This window comes from Methylococcus sp. EFPC2 (assembly GCF_016925495.1).
Classification (GTDB): domain Bacteria; phylum Pseudomonadota; class Gammaproteobacteria; order Methylococcales; family Methylococcaceae; genus EFPC2.
In genome coordinates this window covers 4,312,462-4,334,352 of record NZ_CP070491.1, presented here as the reverse complement: position 1 = coordinate 4,334,352, position 21,891 = coordinate 4,312,462, and the positions used below count along the sequence as shown (strand labels likewise).

Sequence of the window (21,891 nt, the reverse complement as noted above, 5' to 3'; positions counted from 1 at the left end):
CGCAACCCGGCGGAGCCGGCTAGGCTCCGCCGATGTCGCGCAAGGCCTGTTCCAGGCTGATGTGACGGATGTCCTTGCCCTTGACGTAATAAATGACGTATTCGCAGATGTTACAGCAGCGGTCGCCGATGCGTTCCAGCGCCCTGGCCGCCCACAGCAGGTTGAGCCCGGCCGGAATACCCCGGCCGTCTTCGCTCATGCTGGCGATCTGCTGGCGCACGATGCTCTGGTAGACCTCGTCCAGCAAGCGGTCCTGCTCCTTGATGCGCAAAGCCGCCTCGACATCCAGCCGGACATAGGCGTCCAGGGTGAGCTTGAGCGTTTCGCACAACTGCTGGCCAAACGCGTGGAGCGCCTCCAACTGCCCCTTGCGCGGAAACTGGCCCGCCAGGGCCAGGGCGCAGCGCGCGATGAACTTGGCATCGTCGCCGATGCGTTCGAGGTCGTTGATCGTCTTGACCACCGCAATCACCAGCCGGAGATCGCTGGCGGCCGGCTGGCGGCGGGCCAGAATTTCGGTGCACACGGCGTCCAGGGTCACCTCTTCGAGATTGACCCGGACATCGTCGCGGATGACCTGCTCGGCCAAAGCCATGTCGTTGTCGCGCATGGACTTCAGGGCCAGGGCGACCTGCTCCTCGACGACGCCGCCCATGGTGAGCACGCGGCTGCGTATGTCGGCCAACTCCTGGTCGAACTGCTTGGAAATATGGTGATGCCGGGTGGGCGGTATGCTGATATCAGGCATGTAATGGGTCTGAAACGGAGTGATCCGCCTAGGTCCCCTAAGCGGATGTAGCCTGATCGGACGGCGCGGTCAGCCTATGTGGAAAAGGCCATCCCTGGCGCGAATTCCCCAGCCCTCTTGCATCCCGGAAGAAAGGCCCCTGCGGGGAATTTCATTCTCTACCAAAGTCATGACGGTTTTGTGACAGTTGCACCGCCCCCACGACGATAGCAAGCAATCTATTCAAACCGGCGGCGGGGAGTCCGGCCGAAAGTTGTCGAACTGGGCGAACCATTGCCCGGTATCGGCCGGAGAAGTGGGATCGTAATAGAGGGAGCGCATCTTCAGATGGCCGAACAAGCCCAGTTCGGCACCCGGCGTGAGAGTGCGGAAGGCCGTACCCCCCATCAACTGATGGGTGATGGTCTGGAACAAACGGTCCAGCTTACCGTCCCTTATCATCGCATCGAGCATATGCGGGCCGGCGATGAGGTAAATGCTGCGATAGCCGCGTGCGCCCAGTTCCTGCACCAAAGGGGCGCCCTCCACCAGTGTGCGAGGCCCCGATTCGATCACCTCGTATCCCTGAGACCGCCAATAAGCCACGCGATCCGGATCGGCCTGCGCGCCGGTGGCGATGAGGCAAGTTTGGCCGTGTTCCCGAATCGAGTGCGGCATGGGAAAATCCAGGCTGGCACTGGCCACCACGATGGCCGGGTGGGGGCTCAAGCCCTGCGCCACCCGCCATTCGGCCAGATCCTCGGTTCCGGGACGCAGACCGACTTGCAGGATGTTGCCCAACCGTCCCTCGGCCAGGGAGCGCAAATAGCCGCCGTGGGTGATCAGGCAATCGGCCTGGGCCTGGAGCTCCAGGAACAAACGGAAATCGTCCGGGGTGGTGAGGCTGCGGGGCAACCAGGTCTGGCCGCTCAGGGGGTCTTCCAGGGCGATGCGTCCGTCCAGGCTGGACAGGAAGTTGGCGTACACGAAGGGTTGCTCCGCCGTGCCGACTTCGTGCAACCCCAGGCCCAGATACAGGCCTTGCAGGGCCACGGGCTGGTAAGGCGGTGGATAGAGGCGAAAAATCTGCTTGCTCACGGCTTACTCCCGGCGACTTGGTGCTCGGCACGGTGATAGCGGCCCGCCTTATGCGCCACGTCCTGCAAGCGCCAGAAATCCGGATCGACTTCGGCCTCCATGCGATTCTCGGCCGCATCATCCAGCTCGTGGAAGAAATCCAGCCCGGTCCGGCGCTCCACCGAGTCCACGCTGACGAGATAGTGATCCAAAGGTTCGTTGCCCTCGACATTCTGGGGCATGATGAAGGCGATGGCTTTGCGGCTGTCCGGCGCGACGACGATCTTGTAAAAAGCGTCGGGGATTTCCACGCGCCAGCTCGCCTTCAGCCTTTCCAGCGGCGCCTCGAACACCGGCCCCGTGTACACCCAGACCTGCCCGGCCCGCGGGGCGAAGTGGTCGAGTTCGGCCTCTTCCAGACGCTCCCACAGGCGCCGGTTGAGGTTAGGCCTCTGCGGGGTGATGTTGGTCAGCAGGAAAGTATCCTCCTGGGCCTCCCGGCCGTATAGAACGCTGATCGCATGATTCGGCGCCATGTGCCCGTGATCGTAGCCGCTGCCGGCGTAATCTTCGTGACGCACGCGGTTGAGCGCGCGCCAATCGGCATAGAACCGGGAAGGACGCTTGAGCGCAGGCCCATTTTCCCGCGCTGGCGAAAGACGATAACACACCCACAGCGGATTGCCCCGCCAGTCCGAATAACCGACCAGAAAGCCCTGGTTGCGCAACACGCGAAACCAGGAATTGGGGGTGCTCCAGTCGAATTGGGCGCGCGGCAAGCCCATCCAGCTCATGCGCGGCTGGGCGACGCGCATCTCGTAAACCTGCCACGCGCCGAGCATCACGGCGGCGAGCAGCCAGATGCCGGGAGGCACCAGGCGCAACAGCCATCGCCCGAGCACCATCGCAAGGCGAAAAGGGGAACGACCCGAGCGGACCATGAAAGGGATCGTCAATCAGGAACCGGAACGAAAAACGGCGGCCCGGTCAGGGCCGCCGATTCGGAAAACCGGCTGCCCAAGCAGCCGGGATGCGGAATTATTTTTGCTCCGCTTCTCCGCCGGCCTTGTTCGTGTCATGGCTGCCGGAGCTCTTGTCGGTCATGTCGTGGCCGGCATGACCGCCCTTGCCCGTGCCGCCGCCGCTGTTGCCGGGACCGCCGGCGCTGCCGCCCGCACCCGCACTCACGCCTTGCGACTGGCGCATGCCGATCGCACCGCCGGAAGCCTTGGCGATATTCTCGGGCGTCAAGCCGCCTATCGCCAGGGCGTTGTCGACCACGTAAGTGGTCACCGGGGAAATATCCTGACGATCGGCGATGGCGCTGGTGACCGCTGCCTTGACCGGATCGGTGCTGGGCGAGTCGGGCGATGGATGCGCCGTGATCACGATGGGATAGGTCGCACCGGCCGGCACCGTAACGGAATAACGCCCGCCCTCGAAATCGACGCTGGTCAAAGGCGCCCCGTTCTTGTCGGTCACCTCGATCCGTCCCGTGTGCACGGGACCTTTGTTATCGCTGACCGTACCGCCGATCTTGGCTTCGATCTTGGCGCTAACGGATGAACCGCCGGTGCCGTCACCGCCGCAACCGGTCAACATCAAACCCGAGGCAGCCAGGGAAACCGCCAGGAGCCCACACTTCAGCAGGGAAAAAGCAGGGGAATGAATTTGTTTCACCATGTTGTAAATCCTACGATTTATGATCAGCGAAAACGCTCCCGCGGTACGGCCCGGCCAAGCCGTAAGCCGCGCCCGACAAGGGCGGCGGCTTTATACCACACTCGTTTCAGGGCTGTATATCCGCAGCCCTTGCGACCTGTTGTCGCAGCCAGGCTACCCCGGCTTGCGCGGGTTTATTGCAGGTCGCCGGCCTGCGCCGCCTGATGTTTCTTGACCTCTCCGCGCTGGATGCGGACGTGTTCTTCCAACTGGCGCTTGACGGCATCGAATGCGTCGCGCAGGGCGACATAAACGTCTTCGTGCGCCTGCTTGTCGTGGTGATCGCGGCTCACGACGATGTGTTTGTTAGGTACGCTCAGATCGATGCGGACGTGGTAGAGATTACCCTGGTGCTGGTGATGGTGGTCGGCTTCGACCGCGACCTTGCAGCTGATGATGTTGTCGCAAAACTGCTCTAGCTTGGCGGTTTTCTCGCGGATCTTGGCTTCGACGGCGTCGGAGTGTTCTACCCCGCGGAAGGCGATCTCTAGTGGTACTTGCATGGATATGTCCTGTATAAAGTCGTTCGTTCGGGAAGCACCCAAAGTTTAGGCGGGACTTCCGGGTTCGTAAGGTCTTATGGCGCCTGTAGAAAACGCCTTCGGAACGGTCAAAGACCGGATATCTTACACACCCCCTCGCGGTACTGTCGACCTCAACCGCCTAAAGGCGAAATTCCGCCTGCACCCGCGACGGATTTTCCGAGACTTGCCCCTAGCCGATCGATCTGGCAGCCGATCCCGTAATCCCCTATACTGCGGTCTCTTTTTCACCCAGGCGATGCCCGCTGCGCGTACGCCTAAGCCGCCCGCGATGAATCCCCATCTATCGAAACTGCAGCCCTATCCGTTCGAAAAGCTGGCCCGTCTGAAACAAGGGGTACCGGCTCCGGCCGACAAGGCCCACATCGCGCTGTCCATAGGCGAGCCGCAACACGCCACGCCGCATTTCATTGCCGAGGCTTTGATCGCCCACCTGCACGGGCTGGCCAACTATCCCGCCACCAAAGGTATCCCGGAATTGCGCCTGGCAATCGCCGAATGGCTGAGCCGGCGTTTCGGCCTGCCTGCCGGAGCGGTCGACCCGGAAAGCCAGGTATTGCCCGTCAACGGCACGCGCGAGGCCTTGTTTTCATTCGCCCAGTGCATCGTGGACCCGGCCGAGCAGCCGCTGGTGCTGATGCCCAATCCTTTTTACCAGATCTACGAAGGCGCCGCCCTGCTGGCCGGTGCCGAACCTTATTTTCTCAACACCACGCGGGAATCCGGCTATCTGCCCGATTTCGACTCGGTGCCCGAATCGGTCTGGGCGCGCTGCCAACTGCTCTACATCTGCTCACCGGGCAATCCGACCGGCGCGGTGCTGCCCATCGCCACCCTGCAGAAGCTGATAGCCTTGGCCGACCGTTTTGACTTCGTCATCGCCTCCGACGAATGTTATTCGGAGATCTATGCCGACGAGGCCAACCCGCCGACCGGACTGCTGCAGGCGGCTCATGCCATGGGCAACACGGCGTTCAAGAACTGCATCGTGTTCCACAGTCTGTCCAAACGCTCCAACGCGCCGGGCCTGCGCTCGGGCTTCGTGGCCGGCGATGCGGCCGTATTGAAGAACTACCTGCTCTACCGCACCTACCACGGCTGCGCCCTTGCATTGCACATACAACATGCCAGCCTGGCGGCCTGGCGTGACGAGGAGCATGTGGTGCACAACCGGGAACTCTATCGCCGCAAGTTCGCCGCCGTACACGACATCCTGTCCGGCACGCTGGACGTGGCCATCCCGCCGGCCGGTTTCTACCTCTGGCCGCGAGTCCCGACCGACGGCGAGACCTTCGCCCGCGACTTGTACGCCCGGCAAAACCTGACCGTGCTGCCGGGCGGCTACCTATCGCGCGAGGCCCACGGCATCAATCCCGGCGAACAACACGTCCGCCTGGCCCTGGTGGCTCCGCTGGAAGACTGCGTGGAAGCGGCGCAGCGCATCAAATCCTTCGTTCTATCGTCGTAGGCTGGGTTAGGCGCGCGCAACGAGGATTTTCTGCACGAACGCATCGGGTGCGCCGTAACCCACCGCCCGCCCCCCAAAAAGTTTTATTGTTGGATCAACCCGAAAGTAGAAACCGCATGTCATTAGAAAACGTCATCAACCAGGCCTTCGAAAACCGAGCCGAACTTTCCCCCACCAGCACGCCCGCCGAGATCCGCGAAGCGGTGAACGAGGCCTTGAACCTGCTGGACCAGGGCGAACGCCGCGTGGCTGAGAAAGTGGACGGCAGCTGGGTGGTCAACCAGTGGCTGAAGAAAGCCGTGCTGCTGTCCTTCCGCATCAACGACAACCGCGTGATGGACGGCGGTCCGACCAAATATTACGACAAGGTTGAGCCCAAATTCGGCAGCTACTCGCCGGAAGACTTCCGCAACACCGGCGCCCGCGTGGTGCCCAACGCCATCGTGCGCAAGGGGGCCTTCATCGGCCGCAACGCCATTCTGATGCCGTCCTACGTCAACATCGGCGCCTACGTCGACGAAGGCACCATGGTCGACACCTGGGCCACGGTCGGCTCCTGCGCCCAGATCGGCAAGAATGTGCACCTGTCCGGCGGCGTGGGCATCGGCGGCGTGCTGGAACCCCTGCAAGCCGGCCCCACCATCATCGAAGACAATTGCTTCATCGGCGCGCGTTCGGAAGTGGTCGAGGGCGTGATCGTGGAGGAAGGCTCGGTGATTTCCATGGGCGTCTACATCGGACAGTCCACCAAGATCTACAATCGCCTGACCGGCGAAATCAGCTACGGCCGCATCCCGGCCGGCTCCGTGGTGGTATCCGGCAACCTGCCGGCCAAGGACGGCAGCCACAGCCTGTACTGCGCGGTCATCATCAAGCAGGTAGACGAAAAAACCCGCGGCAAGGTCGGCATCAACGAGCTGCTGCGCGACTGAGAACCGTCGGGTTACGCTAACCCGACCTACATAGAAGAAAAGGTAATCCGATGAAGAAGACGATGATATTCAGCTTGGCCCTGCTGTTCTCCACCAGCGTATTCGCCGGTGCGGATCACTATGTCCGCAAGGAAGGCGGCCACGTTCAGCACCTCAAGATCACCAAGCAGAAGGGCGATGTGGACGTGCTGGTCGACGTGGATTTCGACCCCACCGGTGCCGAAACCGACCGGCCCTGCTCCGCGCAGATTTCCGGTGAAGCCAAGGTCGTCAGCGATACCGAGCTGACCCTGAAAAAGCAAGCCCAGGGCGAGGCCCATTACTGCCAGCTCAACATCAAGCTGGAAGGCGACGAGGCCAGGATCGAGGAATCCCAGGATTGCGCCCGCTATTTCTCCGGCGGCTTCTGCCGCTTCGGCAGCGAAGGCAAGGCGCTGAAAAAGATCCAGTAAGGATCAATCCGCTACGGACCGGTTTCAGCTCGCGACGATCGCGGGCTGAAGCCCGCTCCCACCAACATCGCCGGCTCGGCTGCCCCATCGTCCCGATTCCGGCAGCGCCCGCCCCCTCGACCCACTAGGGGTTCCCGCATGATACCTACGCTCAGAGCCTGGCTGGAACGCGGCCTGGCCAAACAGGTCCCCGCCACGGGACTGGCCGTTTTCCGCATACTCTTCGGCCTGGTCGCGCTGGCGGAAATCCTGTTCCTGGCCTATTTCCGCCACCTGATCTTCGACCGCGTCCCCTTCCTGGAGCCGGCCTCGCCGGTGGTCGATCTGTTCCTGGCAATCTGGGCCGTCGTGCTGACGGGCATCATCCTCGGCTATCACACACGGGCTGCGGCCATCGCCAATTACCTGCTGTGGCTGGTATTCGTCGGTTTCACCCCGATGTGGCTGGACTTCGACGGCGGCTTCGACCAGATGATGATAGGCATCAGCTTCCTGATGCTTTTCCTGCCGTCCGACCGTGCGCTGTCGCTGGACAATCTGCGCCGCAAGCTCAAATACGCCTACCCGGGCCGGCGCTACGAATACCCTCGCCCTCTGGGAAGGGTTGCGACTCAGCAACCGTTTGCGATTGGAGAGGGCAGGGTGAGGGCTATTGTCCGTAACGAAGAAACACCCCAATCGTCGGCCGAAGGCGTTGCTACCCTCACCCCAACCCCTCTCCCAGAGGGCGAGGGGCTCAAGGCTAGCGTCTCCGTGCTGTGCTACACGCTGCCCCTGGCTTTCGTGCTGGGCCTGCTTTATCTCGATGCCGGCATCCACAAGCTTTCGGCGGAATTCTGGCGCAACGGCATGGGCTCCTGGCTGCCGCCCACCCACCCTTACTACATGTCCGGCCTGGACATGAGCTGGCTGCTCGACAACGAATGGGCCGAGCGGCTCATCGGCTACACCCTCATCGTCTTCCAGTTCCTGTTCCTGCCGCTGATGTGGTTCCGCTGGGCGCGGGTGCCGCTTCTGCTGATCGGCGCGAGCTTTCACACCGGCATCATCGTCTCGCTCAACATCTACCAGTTCGGCTTCGGCATGCTGGCGCCCTACGCCCTGCTCGTGCCATTTTCCTGGTGGCGCACGCTGGGCGGCTGGCTGCAGAGACGGGAACCTGTGCTGACGGTGTTCTACGACGGCCTCTGCCCCTTGTGCAATCGCACCGTGATCGTGCTGTCGCACTTCGACATCTTCCGGGCCGTAGCCTTCAAGGACTTGCAGACCCATGCAGCGAACTACCCGGCGCTGGCGGCCATCCCCGAAAGCACCTTGCTGACGGACCTTTACGCGCTCGACCGCCGCGGCCAACTTCACTCCGGCGTCGACACCTATCTGCGCATCCTGACCGCGATGGTCTATCCGGCTCCGCTGGCCTGGATCATCCGCCTGCCGGGCCTCTACCATTTGGCCAAGGCGAGCTACCGCCGCATCGCCGACACGCGCGCCCGGCTGAGTTGCGACGAGAGCTGTGCCGCGCCGGCTTTAGACCCGGAAGCCGATCCCTGGGCACGACTCGCCGCTCATTACACGGGCACGCCGCGCCGCCGGGCCACGCGCCTGGCCAAGTGCCTGGTGCTGATCGGCCTGTTGCAGCTCAACAGCACCCTGCAATTCGGCGTGTTCTACCGGCTCAACGAAGGCCACGCGCGCACGGAAGCCGGCCTGGCGTTGGAAGGGGTGAGCAACGCCGTCCTGTTCCTCTCGCACACCTTCTTGGGGATAACCCCGCACGCGCTGTACATGCACGATCACTTCGTCGGCTATACGCGCATCTTGGGGCTCACCTGGAAGGATAAAGAGGGCGTGGAACGCTGGTTGCCCTTCGTCAACGAACAAGGCCGCATCGTCGCGCCCAACTGGGGCCGCATCCAATGCTGGTGGGCCAACATCGCCGTCACCCCCCACATCAAGCGCAAGCGTCTGGACAAGGCCTTAATGCAGATCACCGCATTCTGGGGGACCAAGGAAGGACTGGACTTGAACAACGCCCAATTCGTCGTCAAGGAAAAGTATGTGAAAGTGCCGATGGACTGGGAAGCGGGCCTGCGCGGCAACAACCTCGAACAGCCGTGGCACGACGTCGGTGCCGTGATCTGGCGAAATCAGGAAGCGCGGATCGACTTGCCGGGCTTGCAAACCGGGGACTAGCCGGACGATTGCTCGGCCCGGCTTAAGGGCTCTTTTCGGGAGCAACGTTCAGGCTGCGGCCATCGCGGGCTCAAGCCCGCTCCTGCGTACCGGCTCGGTTGGAACCGGCCTACGGTCGGCGCGGGATTTTGAACAACGGCAGCCGTTCTCTTATCATCGACTCACCCCACTCCGTCCGGCCGAGGGTATATCGTGAACTGGCTTACCCGAGCGTTATCGTGCTTAGCGATCCCGGTTTTAGCCTGGGTCGCGGCCGGCTGCACCAGCCCTGGCTACAACGACAACCCGTCGCCGCAAGCCGGCAACGCCCATATCGGCTGTCCGGTCGCCACGGAATTCTTCTCCGTCTATTTCAGCGTCCGCGTACAGCCCGCCCAAACCCATCGGGACACGCGGCTCACTCAAGAAGTGTTCCGCGCCTATTGTCACGAGCTGCCCGAGCCGGGCACCGTCTACTTCACCGCGGATTTGGTCGGGCCGGAATTGCCGCGCATACCCTTAGGGCTAAGAGTCGTCGCGGAAGATGTGGAGAGCGAGCCTGGCCAGAGCGTCAGCTCCGACCATCCGCGCGTCCTGCTGGATGTCCCCCCGCAACGCTATGCCAAAGGCGTTGTCGAATTGCAGGTCGACCTCGACCGCAAGGGCCGCTATGCCGTCGTCTTTACCCGCGGCGGCGCAGAGGCTCTCAGCGACGAGGACAGGCTGAGCATCCCCTTGTGCGTCGGCAGCGATCCCGGCCGGACCCTCGGCCACCTGGTACCGACGGCCCTGTTGGCGATCGCCTTATTGGCGCCGGTGGGATGGATGGCTTATCGGTACTGGCGAAGACGCCGGGCGCTTTAGCCGGATACCGCCGCCAATTCTTGTGCTATCGCTATTAAGGTCGCCTGAAATTTCCCTGGCCAGTTCTGTGGGAGCGGGCTTTAGCCCGCGAAGATCGCGGCCTGTAACCCGCTCCCACCATGACATGTGGGCCAGGTTAATAAACAAACCGTCGCACAAGTGACGCGTTCACCGGCCCGAATAACACTGGCTAGCCACAGTGACGCACCCGGATTGACCCTCAGACCTCGGGCGTATCGGAAATGAGGCGTTTCCCCAGACTCACGACTTCGTCGACCCGGTAACCGAGCCGACGGTAGAACTCGAGGACCTCATGGTTGCCGGTGCGGACCTGGAGATTCAGCTTGGGGCATCCGAGTTCCGTCAAATTCTCTTCGGCACGCCGCATGAGCCGCCGGCCTATGCCCGCGCGTCTATGCTCCGGATCGACGGCGAGGTAGTTGACCCAGCCCCGATGGCCGTCGTAGCCCGCCATGGCCGTGCCGACGATCTCCCCGTACAGTACTCCGACGAGAAACAGCTCGGCCTGGGTAGTGAGCTTGCGCCGTATGTCCTTGTGCGGATCGTTCCACGGGCGGATGAGCTCGCATCGCCGCCAGAGTTCGATGACCGCAGACTCGTCCGCGGACTCGTAAGATCGTATCAACACGCTCTCGTAGCCCGGACCCGCAGACGCGTCCGGTCGGTTCATTTGTTGAACGGCCAGAACGATTTCTTCCCTTCTTCCTCTTCGCCCGCTGAGGATGCTTCCTCCTGTAAATGCCCGACGGGATTCTCCGGCACTTCCTCGAAATTGGCCGGCTCCGCGGAACGCGGAGCGTCTTCTCCCGCCCTCACGTCGAATTCCACTTTCCAGCGCTCGCCACCGCTTGCGACGGCTTCCAGTTGCAAGGTGCCGACCTCGCTGACCTGGGCGGCGAGATGCACCGGCACCACTTCGCCGATCTGGCGCCGGTCGGCCGAGAGCGTCACTTCGATCTCGTCCAGTTCTTCCAGCTCGCCTTCGCTCCAGTAGTCCAGGCGCGCGCCGACCTGATCGTCGCGACGCAGGGTGGATCCGAAGAAGCGGAAGCGCACCGGTTCGCCAACCACCAGGCCGAATTCGTCGTGCGGTAGTTCGGCGCGGGTACCTTCCTCCATGCCGAAAGGCGCGATGCACAAGGCTTCCAGCGGAGGCGGGAAACCGGGCACGGCCGGCACGGCGCTTTCCACGCCGACGTAATAGGCCGCCGCCGTGCCGCCGCGGATGCGCACGCCCTTGCCCTGGCGGACGTAGCCGTAATAGGCCGCGCCGCGCGCGACCGCGAGATCCAGATCGGCGCCGGCCAGCAGGCGCGCCGCGGGTGCGCCGTCCGATTGCAACCAGTCGTTGAGCACGTCCAGCAAGCGCCGGCTCAGGGGCTCGGATTTGAACACGCCGCCGTTGAGCAACAGCGCCGTGGGATGGATGAAGCGCGCGCCCTCGGGCTGGGCGAATCCGCCGAGTTCGCTGGTCGCGTTGAGCTGTCGGCTGAGAAAGCCGGCCAGATGAACGGTGATGCGGGCGTCCTTGGCGTACGGCAGACCCAGCGTGGTCAGACCGGTGCGCGCCTGCACCGCCGGTTTGTCGGTGACAGTGACCCTGGGAAAGAATCCTTCCACCAGGGTGCGGGAAACTTCCTCGCGGGTCAGCGAAGTCCTGAGGGTGCCACCGATCAACGAGGAGCCGCGGCTAGGCACCACAACAGGAATCTCCGCGACGTTCGGATCGGCCAGCAGGGTTTCCTTGGCATCGCGGCAACTGTGGGTGAGCGCCTGGATCTGCCAGGGCTCCAGGCGTTTGCCTTCCTTTTCCAGTTTCAGCTTGAGCACGTAGGCGAGCGCTAGATCCATGTTGTCGCCGCCGAGCAGGATGTGGTCGCCAATGGCGATGCGGTTGAGCACCAGATTGCCTTCGTCCTCGGTCACGGCGATCAGGGAAAGGTCGGCGGTCCCGCCGCCGACATCCACGACCAGGATGATGTCGCCCGTCTTGACCTGCTCGCGCCAGGCGCCGCCGCTGCTCTGTATCCAGCTGTACAGCGCCGATTGCGGCTCTTCCAGCAATATGGCCTGGCGCAACCCGACGGCGTGGGCCGCCTCTACGGTCAGCTCGCGCGCGGCCGGGTCGAACGAAGCCGGCACGGTGATGACCAATTCCTGCTCGCTCAGCGGCGCATCGGGGTATTGAGCATTCCAGGCGTCGCGCAGATGGCGCAGGTAATGGATGGAAGCCTGCAGGGGCGAAACCCGCTGTACCTCTTCCGGCGCCTGGATGGGCAGGATGGCGGCGCGGCAATCGACCCCGCTGTGGCACAACCAGCTCTTGGCGCTCGCGACCAGCCGGATGGGCGTCTTGCCGCCCAACTGGCGGGCGAGCTCGCCGACGATGGCCTCCGGATGTTCGTCCCAGGGCAAGGCCACATCGCCCGGCGCCAGTTCGGCCTCATGCGCCTGATATAAAAAGGACGGCAGTTGTTTCTTGTCGCCCACCGCACCGGGGCTGACCAACTGGGGGATGGCGACCACTTCCAGCGGCGCATGTTCGCCGTCCGCCTGGCTCAGTTCCAGATAGGAAATGACGCTGTTGGTGGTGCCCAGGTCGATGCCGACCGAATAACGGGGCTCGCTCACAGTTCCACCTCCGCCGCGGCGACGATCCTCACGTCATGCCCTTCGGTGATCTTGGGCAGGGTGATGTTTTTCACCTTCCAGCCGCGATGGACCAGGGTGCCGGTGAACGGCGCCTCGCCGACGATGTTGCCGCTCAGGCGGACGGCCGAGGCGTCGAAGCCCTTGGGCAGGGTGATGCGATTGCCCTCGGTTTCGGACCGTACCGTCTCCAGCTCGAAATGCTGCTTGAATACCTTGCTGCAACCCTCGTGCACCACGCGGGCCGCCGCGCCGATCTCGGCGTCGGAATAGCTGCCGATGTTTTCCTGGATGAAATCGACGAAGCGCGCTTCCTTCTGCAACAAGCCCAGCAATTGCAGCGCCGCATCCGGCGTGGCCTCCTTGACGACGACTGTTTCGGTCCTGACCTCGGTCTTGACGACCGGGGCCGGCGCTTCCGCGGCGGCCGGCCTGGCAGGAGCGGGTTCCAGGCGGGCCTCGGCCGGCTTGCACTTCTTGCGCAGGGCCAGCCAGGCCACCAGCAAGAACAAAAACTGCAGGAAGAACAAACCGGCCACCGTGGCGATCAAGGCGGCGTGGACCGTGTCATAAGTCGTCGGGATGATGCTCAGATCGAATTTCATGGGTGTACTCGGCTGGGTTGAGGGGCGTCGCCCCCGGCTTTATTTCTTCTTGCCCTGCGCAGAGGAGGACGCCTGTTGGGCTTCTTCCTGCTCCGCGGCGCGCTGAGCCTGGACGAACTGAACGGTGCGCATCACCCGTTGCGCGCCCTGGCTGCGGTTCTTGCGCAGATAACGCTCGCCGATCTGGCCGGGAACTCCATGCGCATCCAGCGCGGTCTTGATCGGCGTCAGCTTGTCTTCGCAATTACGCAACACCAGATCGCCGATGGCGCGCGGATCGCCTTCCCGGTCGGCCAGGGCGCCGAGTTGGGCATCCAGACATTTCTGGTAATCCAGATTGACGGCATTGATCTTGGCGATGGTCTCGGGCGGCAGGGTGGAAGCCTGCCATTCGCCCTTGCCGGCCAAGGTATCCGACACCGGCTCTTCCTGAGGCGGATCGGACTTGCAACCTGCCAGCACCAGGCCGGCGAGTAGAAGGGTGACGGGAAAACGCATGGTGAATACTCCTCAAGCAACAGGGGCGGATAGGCACGCGATTTTACGCCAACTGGCGACCGCGGCCTAAACCTACCCGCCAGGGAAGTACGGAAAACGGAAGGCTTGCGGCCCCCAAGAGGCCGCGCGAGTCTCCGAACGGTCCGAGATCCTGTTACCCTAGTCCGCAAGCGCCCGCGCCCGGCGCGGACCTCACTATTTCAAGAACTTCCCTCATGCGATATCCCATGTATTTCTCCACACTGCATCCCTGGCGCCTGCTTGCGCTGTTCTGCCTGTCCATCCTGGTTCAGACCGCGTGGGCGGAAAACGAAAACTCCGGGCCACGAACGGAGCTTCAAGCCAGCCTGCAAGCGGTGAAGGACGCCACCGTCCACGGGCCGAGCGAGATCGAGCTGGCCGACCAGGCCATCCTCAGCCTGCCGGCAGGCTATGCCTTCGTCCCCACCAGCCAGGCCCGACGCCTCATGGAAGCCATGGGCAATCCGGGGGGCGACAGCTTTCTCGGGCTGATCCTGCCGGACGGAGAACAAAAGGGCTGGATGGTCGCCGCCAGCTTCGAAAAATCCGGCTACATCAAGGACGACGACGCGAAAGCCTGGGATCTCGACGAGTTGCTCGACACCCTGAAACGCAGCGCCGACGAAATCAACCAGGTGCGCGCCGAACGCGGTCTGGGACAACTGGAGGTGGTGGGCTGGGTGCAAGCGCCCGCTTACGATCCGGACGAGCACCGGCTGGTCTGGTCTCTCGCCGTGCGGGGAAAAAACGCGGGGGAAGGGGAACTGCAGAGCGTGAACTACAACACTTACGCCCTGGGCCGCGAAGGCTACATCAGCCTCAACCTGGTGACCGGTCTGGACGAACTGGAAAGCCGCAAACCCGTCGCGCAAACCCTGCTGGCCTCCCTCGATTACCACGACGGCAAGCGTTACCAGGATTTCGATGCCGGCAGCGACCATGTCGCCGAATACGGCCTGGCCGCGCTGGTGGGCGGCATCGCCGCCAAGAAGCTGGGCTTGTTCGCCCTGGCCGCGATTTATCTGGCCAAGTTCGGCAAGATCGCCGCCGTTTCCGTCATCGCCCTGCTGGGCCTGTTCGGCAAGCGCTTCGGCCGCCGCAAGGGAACGGACACGCTGGAAGCCTGAGACCTCATCTCACATTGGCTGTGCCGGCGATGCCGCGCGTGACAAGGTCGCGGATGATGGGCAGTTTGCGGTGGAAAAAATGGTCCGCGCCGGGAATCACGGTCACCGGCAACTCCTGGGGCTCGGCCCACGCCAAAACATTGGCCAGCGGCACTATGTCGTCGCGCTCGCCGTGTATCACCAGGGTGTCGCGCGCCACCTCGGGAGTTTCGTAGTGCCGCGCTCCCTCGATGAAACCGGCAACGGTGCCCACGAGCACCAGGCGCCGAGCGGGCCTGCCCTCATCGGCCAAACGCCTGGCGAGCAGCGTGGTGACGTAGGCCCCGAAGGAAAAGCCGGCGAGGTAGACCGGTAGTTCCAGACCGTAACGTCCGTGAGCCCAATCCAGTAGGTGCTGCTGATCACGGGTCTCCTTGCCGCCGTGATCATGAGCGCCTTCGGAACCGCCGACGCCCCGAAAGCTGGGCCGCAGCGTCACGCAGCCCAAATCGCGGAAGGCGCGGGCCAGGGTAGTCACCACCTTGTTGTCGGCGGTGCCGCCGAAGAGCGGATGAGGATGGGAAATCAGGGCGATGCCCTGGTGCAACTCCTGAGGTTCGACAAAAACCTCGAGCCTGCCGTCCGGCCCGTCGACAAAAATGTGCTCATGCCTGCTCACCCTCCCCGCCTCCGCCGCGCCGGAAAGGGAAAATTCGGGTTCGTTAAGCTCCTGCTCATGATCTCAAAATTCAAGGGTGGAATAGCGAAGCGTATTCCACCGAATGTTAACCTTTCGTGCGGCGGAATACGCTGACCTGGGAGAACCGTCACCGGATCAACAAGCACTACCGCTTCGGCTGAGCGGGCTCAGTAGCGGTCGTAGGTCTTGACCGGCGCGGCCTTGCCTGTCTTGTCGAAGCCGACGACCTCGAAAGCCTGTTTGTTCCCGCCCACTTCCATGCCCGGTGATCCGGCCACCATGCCGGGCACGGTCAGGCCGGCCAGGGCGGACTTCTCTTTCAACAGCTTCTTCACGTCCGCCGCTGGCACGTGGCCCTCGATCACATAGTCGCCGACCTTGGCGGTATGGCAGGACTGTAGTTCCGAGGGTATACCCAGCTGCTTTTTCAAGGCGTCCATGTCCTCGCGCTTGATGTCCTTGATGACGAAGCCCTGTTTCTTCATGTGCTCTATCCACTGGCCGCAGCATCCGCAGGTGGGGCTGCGGTAAACGGTCATCTCGACCGGCTTGGCCAAAGCTTCGGTGGGCTGGTCCCAGACGCTTCCGGCCCAGGCGGGAGAGAGGAAAGTGAACAGGATCGGCGCGGACAAGATTTTTTTCATGATCGTGACTCTTGGAGAAAAGTTATTCGGTTTCACCCTGCAGGGTGGCGACCAGGGAGCGGGCGCCGCCCCTATCGCGATGCTCGCCCAGATAGATGCCCTGCCAGGTTCCCAAAAGCAGCCGGCCCTGGCCTATCGGCACGGTGACGCTCGATCCGAGGACGCAAGCCTTGATATGTGCCGGCATGTCGTCGTCGCCTTCCAGGGTATGGGTGTAATGCGCCGCGCCTTCCGGAGCCAGCCTGTCGAAATGGGATTCCAGATCGGCCCGTACGCTGGGATCGGCGTTTTCGTTGATGGCCAGGGAGGCGGAGGTGTGCTGGATGAAGAAATGGGCCAAGCCGACCCGAATCTGCCGCAGTTCCGGCAAAGCCCCGAGAATTTCGGCGGTGACCAGATGAAAGCCGCGCGACCGGGCCTTGAGGACGAGCTGTTTTTGTATCCACATCGGGGACGAGGAAAACGGCAGGGTAACCGGCCTACCGTATCACACCATCCCCGCCTTGCGAAGATCGGCTCCTAATAGGAAATGTAATGTTTGCCCTGGCGGCCAAGCGCTGACGACGAGCCGCCGAAAGCCACGTAGACCGGGCGACAGGCCTTATGTGCCACAGGGAAAGCCACTAGAAAGTCCGTCGTTTTTATTTTCCAATTTTTATGCTTTTATGCATACAATTCGCGCCTCGCCTGTCTTAGGCTGGCGGATTATTACAGACGTATTATCGATGAGAACGCGATGACTCAGCATGTATGGGACAAGAGCGCAGTCACCCGGGTGATTGCGGAGCTCCAAGACCAACCCGGCGCCTTGCTGCCGATCCTGCACGGCATCCAGGACAGCCTGGGCTACATTCCACCCGACAGCGTGCCCCTGATCGCCAGCGCGCTGAATCTGTCCCGCGCCGAGGTTCATGGCGTCATCACCTTCTATCACTATTTCCGCGATACTCCGCCGGGCAAACACACGCTTCATCTGTGCCGCGCCGAGTCCTGCCAGTCCATGGGCAGCGCCAGCCTGGAGAAATACGTCAAGGAAAAGCTCGGCGTCGGTTTCCATGAAACCACGGCCGACGGCCAGTTCAGCCTGGAACCGGTCTACTGCCTGGGCAATTGCGCCTGCTCGCCGGCCCTCACGGTGGACGGCGAAATCTACGGGCGGGTCACGCCGCAGCGTTTCGATGAAATTCTGGAAGAAGCCCGGGGGCAGGCATGAGCATCACGGTTTATGTACCCATAGACTCCAGCGCTCTGTCGCTGGGAGCGGAAAAAGTCGCCAAGGCCATCGCTGCCGAAGCCGAGACGCGCGGCGTAGCGATCAATCTGGTGCGTAACGGCTCGCGCGGCCTGTTCTGGCTGGAGCCCCTGGTCGAAGTGGAAACGTCCAAGGGACGCATTGCTTACGGTCCGGTCCAGGCCAAGGACGTGCCCGCGCTGTTCGACGCCGACTTCCTCAAGGGTGGCCAACACGCCCTGTCGCTCGGGCCGACCGAGGAAATCCCCTATCTGAAGAACCAGGAACGCCTGACCAATGCGCGCGTGGGCATCACCGACCCCGTCAGCCTGGACGATTATCTGACTCACGAAGGCTATCGCGGCCTGAAGAACGCCCTGAAGCTGGCGCCCGCCGACATCGTCAAGCAGGTGACCGATTCCGGCCTGCGCGGACGCGGCGGCGCCGCCTTCCCCACCGGCATCAAGTGGAACACGGTGCTGAACGCGCCGGCGGACCAGAAATACATCGTCTGCAACGCCGACGAAGGCGACTCCGGCACATTCTCCGACCGCATGATCATGGAAGGCGACCCCTTCGTGCTGATCGAGGGCATGACCATCGCCGGCCTGGCCGTGGGTGCGACGCAGGGCTACATCTATCTGCGCGTCGAATATCCGCACGCCTACAAGAACCTGAACGCCGCCATCGCCGCCGCCTACAAGGCCGGCTACCTGGGCAAGAGCATCCTGGGCAGCGGCAAGGCCTTCGACCTGGAAGTCCGCCTCGGCGCCGGCGCCTATGTCTGCGGCGAGGAAACCGCCCTGCTGGAAAGCCTGGAAGGCAAGCGCGGGCTGGTCCGCTTCAAGCCGCCGCTGCCGGCCATCGAAGGCCTGTTCGGCAAGCCGACGGTGATCAACAACGTCATCTCCCTGGCTTCCGTGCCCATCATCCTGGACAAGGGCGGCGACTATTACCGCGATTTCGGCATGGGCCGTTCGCGCGGCACCCTGCCCATCCAGCTGGCCGGCAACATCAAGCGTCCGGGTCTGATCGAAAAAGCCTTCGGCGTCACCCTGCGCGAGATTCTGTACGACTACGGCGGCGGCTCGGCGACGGGTCGACCGATCCGCGCGGTGCAGGTCGGCGGTCCGCTGGGCGCCTTCATGCCGGAATCGCAATTCGACACGCCGCTGGACTACGAAGCCTTCGCCGCACTGTGGGCGGTACTCGGGCACGGTGGCATCGTGGTGTTCGACGACACCGTGGACATGGCCCATATGGCCCGCTATGCCATGGAATTCTGCGCCGAGGAATCCTGCGGCAAGTGCACCCCCTGCCGCATCGGTTCGACCCGCGGCGTGGAGGTACTGGACAAGATCATCGGCGACGAGCAGCGCGTCGCCCAGCTGGCCTTGCTGCGCGATCTGAGCGACACCATGCTGAACGGCTCGCTCTGCGCCCTGGGCGGCATGACACCTTACCCGGTGCTTAGCGCGCTCAACCATTTTCCGGAAGACTTCGGCGCGGCCAAGACAGAACAGGCTGCTTGATATTTAGGGGCGGGGAACGCCCCCTCGAACTCGGGCGGTAGACTCCACCCCTGCGGAATCAACGAGGTAACTCTCATGTCACTACGCGATAAAGATTACGGCACCCCGGCCAGCGCTTCCGAAAAGAAGGTCACGCTGCAAATCGACGGCTTCGATGTCACCGTGCCGGAAGGCACTTCGGTGATGCGCGCGGCCTCCAGCATAGGCATAGAGATACCCAAACTCTGCGCCACCGACAGCCTGGAGCCCTTCGGCTCCTGCCGTTTGTGCGTGGTGCAGGTGCAGGGCGGGCGTGGCTATCCCGCCTCCTGCACCACCCCCGTCTACGAGGGCATGAAGGTCGAGACCCAGAACGACAAGCTGGCGCAGATACGCCGCGGCGTGATGGAGCTGTACATCTCCGATCATCCGCTGGACTGTTTGACCTGTTCCGCCAACGGCAACTGCGAACTGCAGGACATGGCCGGCGCGGTGGGCCTGCGCGAAGTGCGCTACGGCTACGAGGGCAAGAACCACCTCAAGTCCGAGAAAGACCACAGCAACCCCTATTTCAGCTTCGATCCCAGCAAGTGCATCGTCTGCTCGCGTTGCGTGCGCGCTTGCGAACAGACCCAGGGCACCTTCGCCCTGACCCTGGACGGCCGCGGCTTCGAATCCAAGGTCTCGCCCGGCCAGTTGGAACCCTTCATGGAATCCGAATGCGTGTCCTGCGGCGCCTGTGTGCAGGCCTGCCCGACCGCCACGCTGATGGAAAAATCGGTCATCGAAAAGGGTCAAGCCGACCACAGCATCACTACTACCTGCGCCTACTGCGGCGTCGGCTGTTCCTTCAAGGCGGAGATGAAAGGCGCCGAAATCGTGCGCATGGTGCCGGATAAGAACGGCCAGGCCAACCACGGTCATTCCTGCGTCAAGGGCCGTTTCGCCTTCGGCTATGCGACCCATCCGGACCGCATCACCTCCCCGATGATACGCAAGTCCATCCACGACCCGTGGCAGAAGGTAAGCTGGGAAGAAGCCATCGGCTATGCGGCCTCCGAATTCAAGCGCATCCAGGGTAAATACGGCCGCCACGCCGTGGGCGGCCTGGTCTCCAGCCGCTGCACCAACGAAGAAGGCTACCTGGTCCAGAAACTGGTCCGCGCGGCCTTCGGCAACAACAACGTCGACACCTGCGCCCGCGTCTGTCATTCGCCCACCGGTTACGGCCTCAAGCAGACCCTGGGCGAATCCGCCGGCACCCAGACCTTCGACTCCGTCCTGAAATCCGACGTCATCCTGGTGATCGGCGCCAATCCGACCGACGGCCACCCGGTCTTCGGCTCGCTGATGAAAAAGCGCCTGCGCCAGGGCGCCAAGCTGATCGTCGCCGATCCGCGCGCCATCGACCTGGTCAAGTCGCCGCACATCCAGGCCGAGCAGCACCTGAAGCTCAAGCCGGGCACCAATGTCGCCCTGATCAACGCGATCGGCCATGTCATCGTCACCGAAGGCCTGGTGCAGGAAGACTTCGTCAACGCGCGCTGCGACGTCGAGTCCTTCAAGAAATGGCGCGATTTCGTCGCCCAGGAGCGCAACTCGCCCGAGGCGACCGAATCCGTCACCGGCGTACCGGCGGCCGACGTGCGCGCAGCCGCGCGCCTCTACGCCACCGGCGGCAATGCGGCCATCTACTACGGTTTGGGCGTGACCGAGCACAGCCAGGGTTCGACCACGGTGATAGGCATCGCCAACCTGGCCATGGCCACCGCCAACATCGGCCGCGAAGGCGTGGGCGTGAACCCGCTGCGCGGGCAGAACAACGTGCAGGGCTCCTGCGACATGGGCTCCTTCCCGCACGAACTGCCGGGCTACCGCCACGTCTCGGACTTCGAAACCCGCTCGCTCTTCGAATCCGCCTGGGGCGCCACGCTGGAATCCGAACCGGGCCTGCGCATCCCCAACATGTTCTCCGCCGCGCTGGACGGTTCCTTCAAGGGCCTCTACTGCGAAGGCGAAGACATCGCCCAGTCCGATCCGGACACCCAGCATGTATTCGCCGCGCTGGAAGCCATGGAATGCGTGGTTGTGCAGGACTTGTTCCTGAACGAAACCGCGAAGTTCGCCCACGTCTTCCTGCCGGGCGCATCCTTCCTGGAAAAGAGCGGCACCTTCACCAATGCCGAGCGCCGCATCTCGCCGGTACGCCGAGTCATGCCGCCCTTGGCAGGCTACGAGGACTGGCAGGTCACCCAGTTGCTGTCCAACGCGCTGGGCTATCCGATGAACTACTCGCATGCGTCGGAGATCATGGACGAGATCGCCCGCCTGGTGCCCACCTTCCACGGCGTCAGCTTCAAGAAACTGGATGAACTGGGCAGCGTGCAATGGCCCTGCAACGAGCAGGCACCGGACGGCACGCCGACCATGCATGTCGATCAGTTCGTGCGCGGCAAGGGCCGCTTCATGCCGACCGAATACGTGGCGACCCAGGAACGCACCAGCAGCCGCTTCCCCTTCATCCTGACCACCGGCCGCATCCTGTCGCAGTACAACGTCGGCGCCCAGACCCGGCGCACGCCCAACAGCCAATGGCACTCCGAGGACAGGCTGGAAATCCATCCGCACGACGCCGAGCTGCGCGGCATCAACGACGGTGACTGGGTCGGCATCAAGAGCCGGGCCGGCGAGACGGTATTGCGCGCTTCGGTCAGCGAGCGCATGCAACCGGGCGTGGTGTACACCACCTTCCACTTTCCGGAATCGGGCGCCAACGTCATCACCACCGACAATTCCGACTGGGCGACCAACTGCCCCGAATACAAGGTGACGGCGGTGCAGGTGACCAAGGTCAATTCGCCGTCGGCCTGGCAGCAGGAATATCAGGCATTCAGCGAAAAGCAGCTGGCCCTGCTGGATCAGGCCACCGCGGCGGAAGGCTGAGGCATG

21 protein-coding genes are annotated in these 21,891 nt (G+C 63.2%); 9 read left to right on the top strand and 12 right to left on the bottom strand.

All coding sequences use genetic code 11. The annotated features are described in order from the left end of the window. Nucleotides 1-19: 19 nt before the first annotated feature. The 5 genes from phoU to JWZ97_RS18680 form a co-directional block, all read right to left on the bottom strand. Entirely contained in the window at nt 20-748 is a 729-nt protein-coding gene (phoU, locus tag JWZ97_RS18700) for a phosphate signaling complex protein PhoU (RefSeq protein WP_205432217.1), read from the bottom strand. 222 nt (nt 749-970) lie between these two features. After that, a complete protein-coding gene (locus JWZ97_RS18695; RefSeq protein ID WP_205432215.1) occupies nt 971-1,825 on the bottom strand; it encodes a dihydrofolate reductase family protein in 855 nt (284 codons plus the stop codon). Further along, nucleotides 1,822-2,760 (bottom strand): DNA/RNA non-specific endonuclease, encoded by a 939-nt coding sequence (locus JWZ97_RS18690; protein WP_240342397.1) that lies wholly within the window; start codon nt 2,758-2,760, stop codon nt 1,822-1,824. Before JWZ97_RS18690 ends, JWZ97_RS18695 begins: the two co-directional genes overlap by 4 nt. A gap of 82 nt (nt 2,761-2,842) precedes the next feature. Beyond that, the gene (locus JWZ97_RS18685; protein WP_240342396.1) at nt 2,843-3,487 is read right to left on the bottom strand and encodes a hypothetical protein; all 645 of its coding nucleotides are present in this window, start codon (nt 3,485-3,487) and stop codon (nt 2,843-2,845) included. 173 nt (nt 3,488-3,660) lie between these two features. Continuing rightward, nucleotides 3,661-4,029, bottom strand: coding sequence for an HPF/RaiA family ribosome-associated protein (locus JWZ97_RS18680; RefSeq protein WP_205432213.1), 369 nt, complete (start codon nt 4,027-4,029; stop codon nt 3,661-3,663). A 310-nt stretch (nt 4,030-4,339) separates the two neighbouring features. Here JWZ97_RS18680 and dapC point away from each other — a divergent pair, with 310 nt between their 5' ends. From dapC to JWZ97_RS18655, 5 genes are all read left to right on the top strand, one after another. After that, nucleotides 4,340-5,536, top strand: coding sequence for a succinyldiaminopimelate transaminase (gene dapC / locus JWZ97_RS18675; protein ID WP_205432212.1), 1,197 nt, complete (start codon nt 4,340-4,342; stop codon nt 5,534-5,536). A 116-nt stretch (nt 5,537-5,652) separates the two neighbouring features. Next, nucleotides 5,653-6,468: a 2,3,4,5-tetrahydropyridine-2,6-dicarboxylate N-succinyltransferase gene (gene dapD, locus JWZ97_RS18670; protein ID WP_205432209.1), complete on the top strand. Its 816-nt coding sequence runs from the start codon at nt 5,653-5,655 to the stop codon at nt 6,466-6,468. 50 nt (nt 6,469-6,518) lie between these two features. Next, nucleotides 6,519-6,920 (top strand): hypothetical protein, encoded by a 402-nt coding sequence (locus JWZ97_RS18665; RefSeq protein WP_205432208.1) that lies wholly within the window; start codon nt 6,519-6,521, stop codon nt 6,918-6,920. 138 nt (nt 6,921-7,058) lie between these two features. Next, nucleotides 7,059-9,113, top strand: a complete 2,055-nt coding sequence (locus tag JWZ97_RS20275) for a DCC1-like thiol-disulfide oxidoreductase family protein (protein WP_205432206.1) — start codon at nt 7,059-7,061, stop codon at nt 9,111-9,113. Nucleotides 9,114-9,305: 192 nt separating this feature from the next. Then, nucleotides 9,306-9,956 carry a hypothetical protein gene (locus JWZ97_RS18655; protein WP_205432205.1) on the top strand — a complete coding sequence of 217 codons (651 nt, stop codon included), beginning with the start codon at nt 9,306-9,308 and terminating at the stop codon, nt 9,954-9,956. A gap of 220 nt (nt 9,957-10,176) precedes the next feature. On the opposite strand, the gene JWZ97_RS18650 is transcribed toward JWZ97_RS18655, so the two are convergent. From JWZ97_RS18650 to JWZ97_RS18635, 4 genes are read right to left on the bottom strand one after another with little or no spacing between them, the layout of a single operon-like run. After that, complete coding sequence (locus JWZ97_RS18650) at nt 10,177-10,602, bottom strand: GNAT family acetyltransferase (RefSeq protein ID WP_205432203.1); 426 nt, start codon at nt 10,600-10,602, stop codon at nt 10,177-10,179. 41 nt (nt 10,603-10,643) lie between these two features. Beyond that, on the bottom strand, nt 10,644-12,608 hold the full coding sequence (locus JWZ97_RS18645; protein WP_205432201.1) for an Hsp70 family protein: 1,965 nt from the start codon (nt 12,606-12,608) through the stop codon (nt 10,644-10,646). Further along, entirely contained in the window at nt 12,605-13,231 is a 627-nt protein-coding gene (locus JWZ97_RS18640) for a DUF2760 domain-containing protein (protein ID WP_205432199.1), read from the bottom strand. Before JWZ97_RS18640 ends, JWZ97_RS18645 begins: the two co-directional genes overlap by 4 nt. Before the next feature lie 39 nt (nt 13,232-13,270). Next, nucleotides 13,271-13,729: a hypothetical protein gene (locus JWZ97_RS18635; protein WP_205432197.1), complete on the bottom strand. Its 459-nt coding sequence runs from the start codon at nt 13,727-13,729 to the stop codon at nt 13,271-13,273. A 215-nt stretch (nt 13,730-13,944) separates the two neighbouring features. Between JWZ97_RS18635 and JWZ97_RS18630 the strand changes: the two genes are divergently transcribed. Then, nucleotides 13,945-14,877 carry a DUF2167 domain-containing protein gene (locus JWZ97_RS18630; protein ID WP_205432196.1) on the top strand — a complete coding sequence of 311 codons (933 nt, stop codon included), beginning with the start codon at nt 13,945-13,947 and terminating at the stop codon, nt 14,875-14,877. Nucleotides 14,878-14,881: 4 nt separating this feature from the next. Here JWZ97_RS18630 and JWZ97_RS18625 read toward each other — a convergent pair whose 3' ends face one another. The 3 genes from JWZ97_RS18625 to JWZ97_RS18615 form a co-directional block, all read right to left on the bottom strand. After that, complete coding sequence (locus tag JWZ97_RS18625; protein WP_205432195.1) at nt 14,882-15,535, bottom strand: alpha/beta hydrolase; 654 nt, start codon at nt 15,533-15,535, stop codon at nt 14,882-14,884. 188 nt (nt 15,536-15,723) lie between these two features. Then, the gene (locus JWZ97_RS18620; RefSeq protein ID WP_205432194.1) at nt 15,724-16,200 is read right to left on the bottom strand and encodes a DUF411 domain-containing protein; all 477 of its coding nucleotides are present in this window, start codon (nt 16,198-16,200) and stop codon (nt 15,724-15,726) included. 22 nt (nt 16,201-16,222) lie between these two features. Next, complete coding sequence (locus JWZ97_RS18615; protein ID WP_205432193.1) at nt 16,223-16,648, bottom strand: secondary thiamine-phosphate synthase enzyme YjbQ; 426 nt, start codon at nt 16,646-16,648, stop codon at nt 16,223-16,225. Between the two features lie 288 nt (nt 16,649-16,936). On the opposite strand from JWZ97_RS18615, the gene JWZ97_RS18610 reads away from it, so the two are divergent. From JWZ97_RS18610 to fdhF, 3 genes are all read left to right on the top strand, one after another. Next, the gene (locus JWZ97_RS18610) at nt 16,937-17,413 is read left to right on the top strand and encodes a formate dehydrogenase subunit gamma (RefSeq protein WP_205432192.1); all 477 of its coding nucleotides are present in this window, start codon (nt 16,937-16,939) and stop codon (nt 17,411-17,413) included. After that, nucleotides 17,410-18,963 carry an NADH-quinone oxidoreductase subunit NuoF gene (locus tag JWZ97_RS18605; protein ID WP_205432191.1) on the top strand — a complete coding sequence of 518 codons (1,554 nt, stop codon included), beginning with the start codon at nt 17,410-17,412 and terminating at the stop codon, nt 18,961-18,963. The genes JWZ97_RS18610 and JWZ97_RS18605 overlap by 4 nt, the downstream gene beginning before the upstream one ends. 75 nt (nt 18,964-19,038) lie before the next feature. Continuing rightward, nucleotides 19,039-21,885 (top strand): formate dehydrogenase subunit alpha, encoded by a 2,847-nt coding sequence (gene fdhF / locus JWZ97_RS18600; protein WP_205432190.1) that lies wholly within the window; start codon nt 19,039-19,041, stop codon nt 21,883-21,885. Nucleotides 21,886-21,891 lie beyond the last annotated feature (6 nt).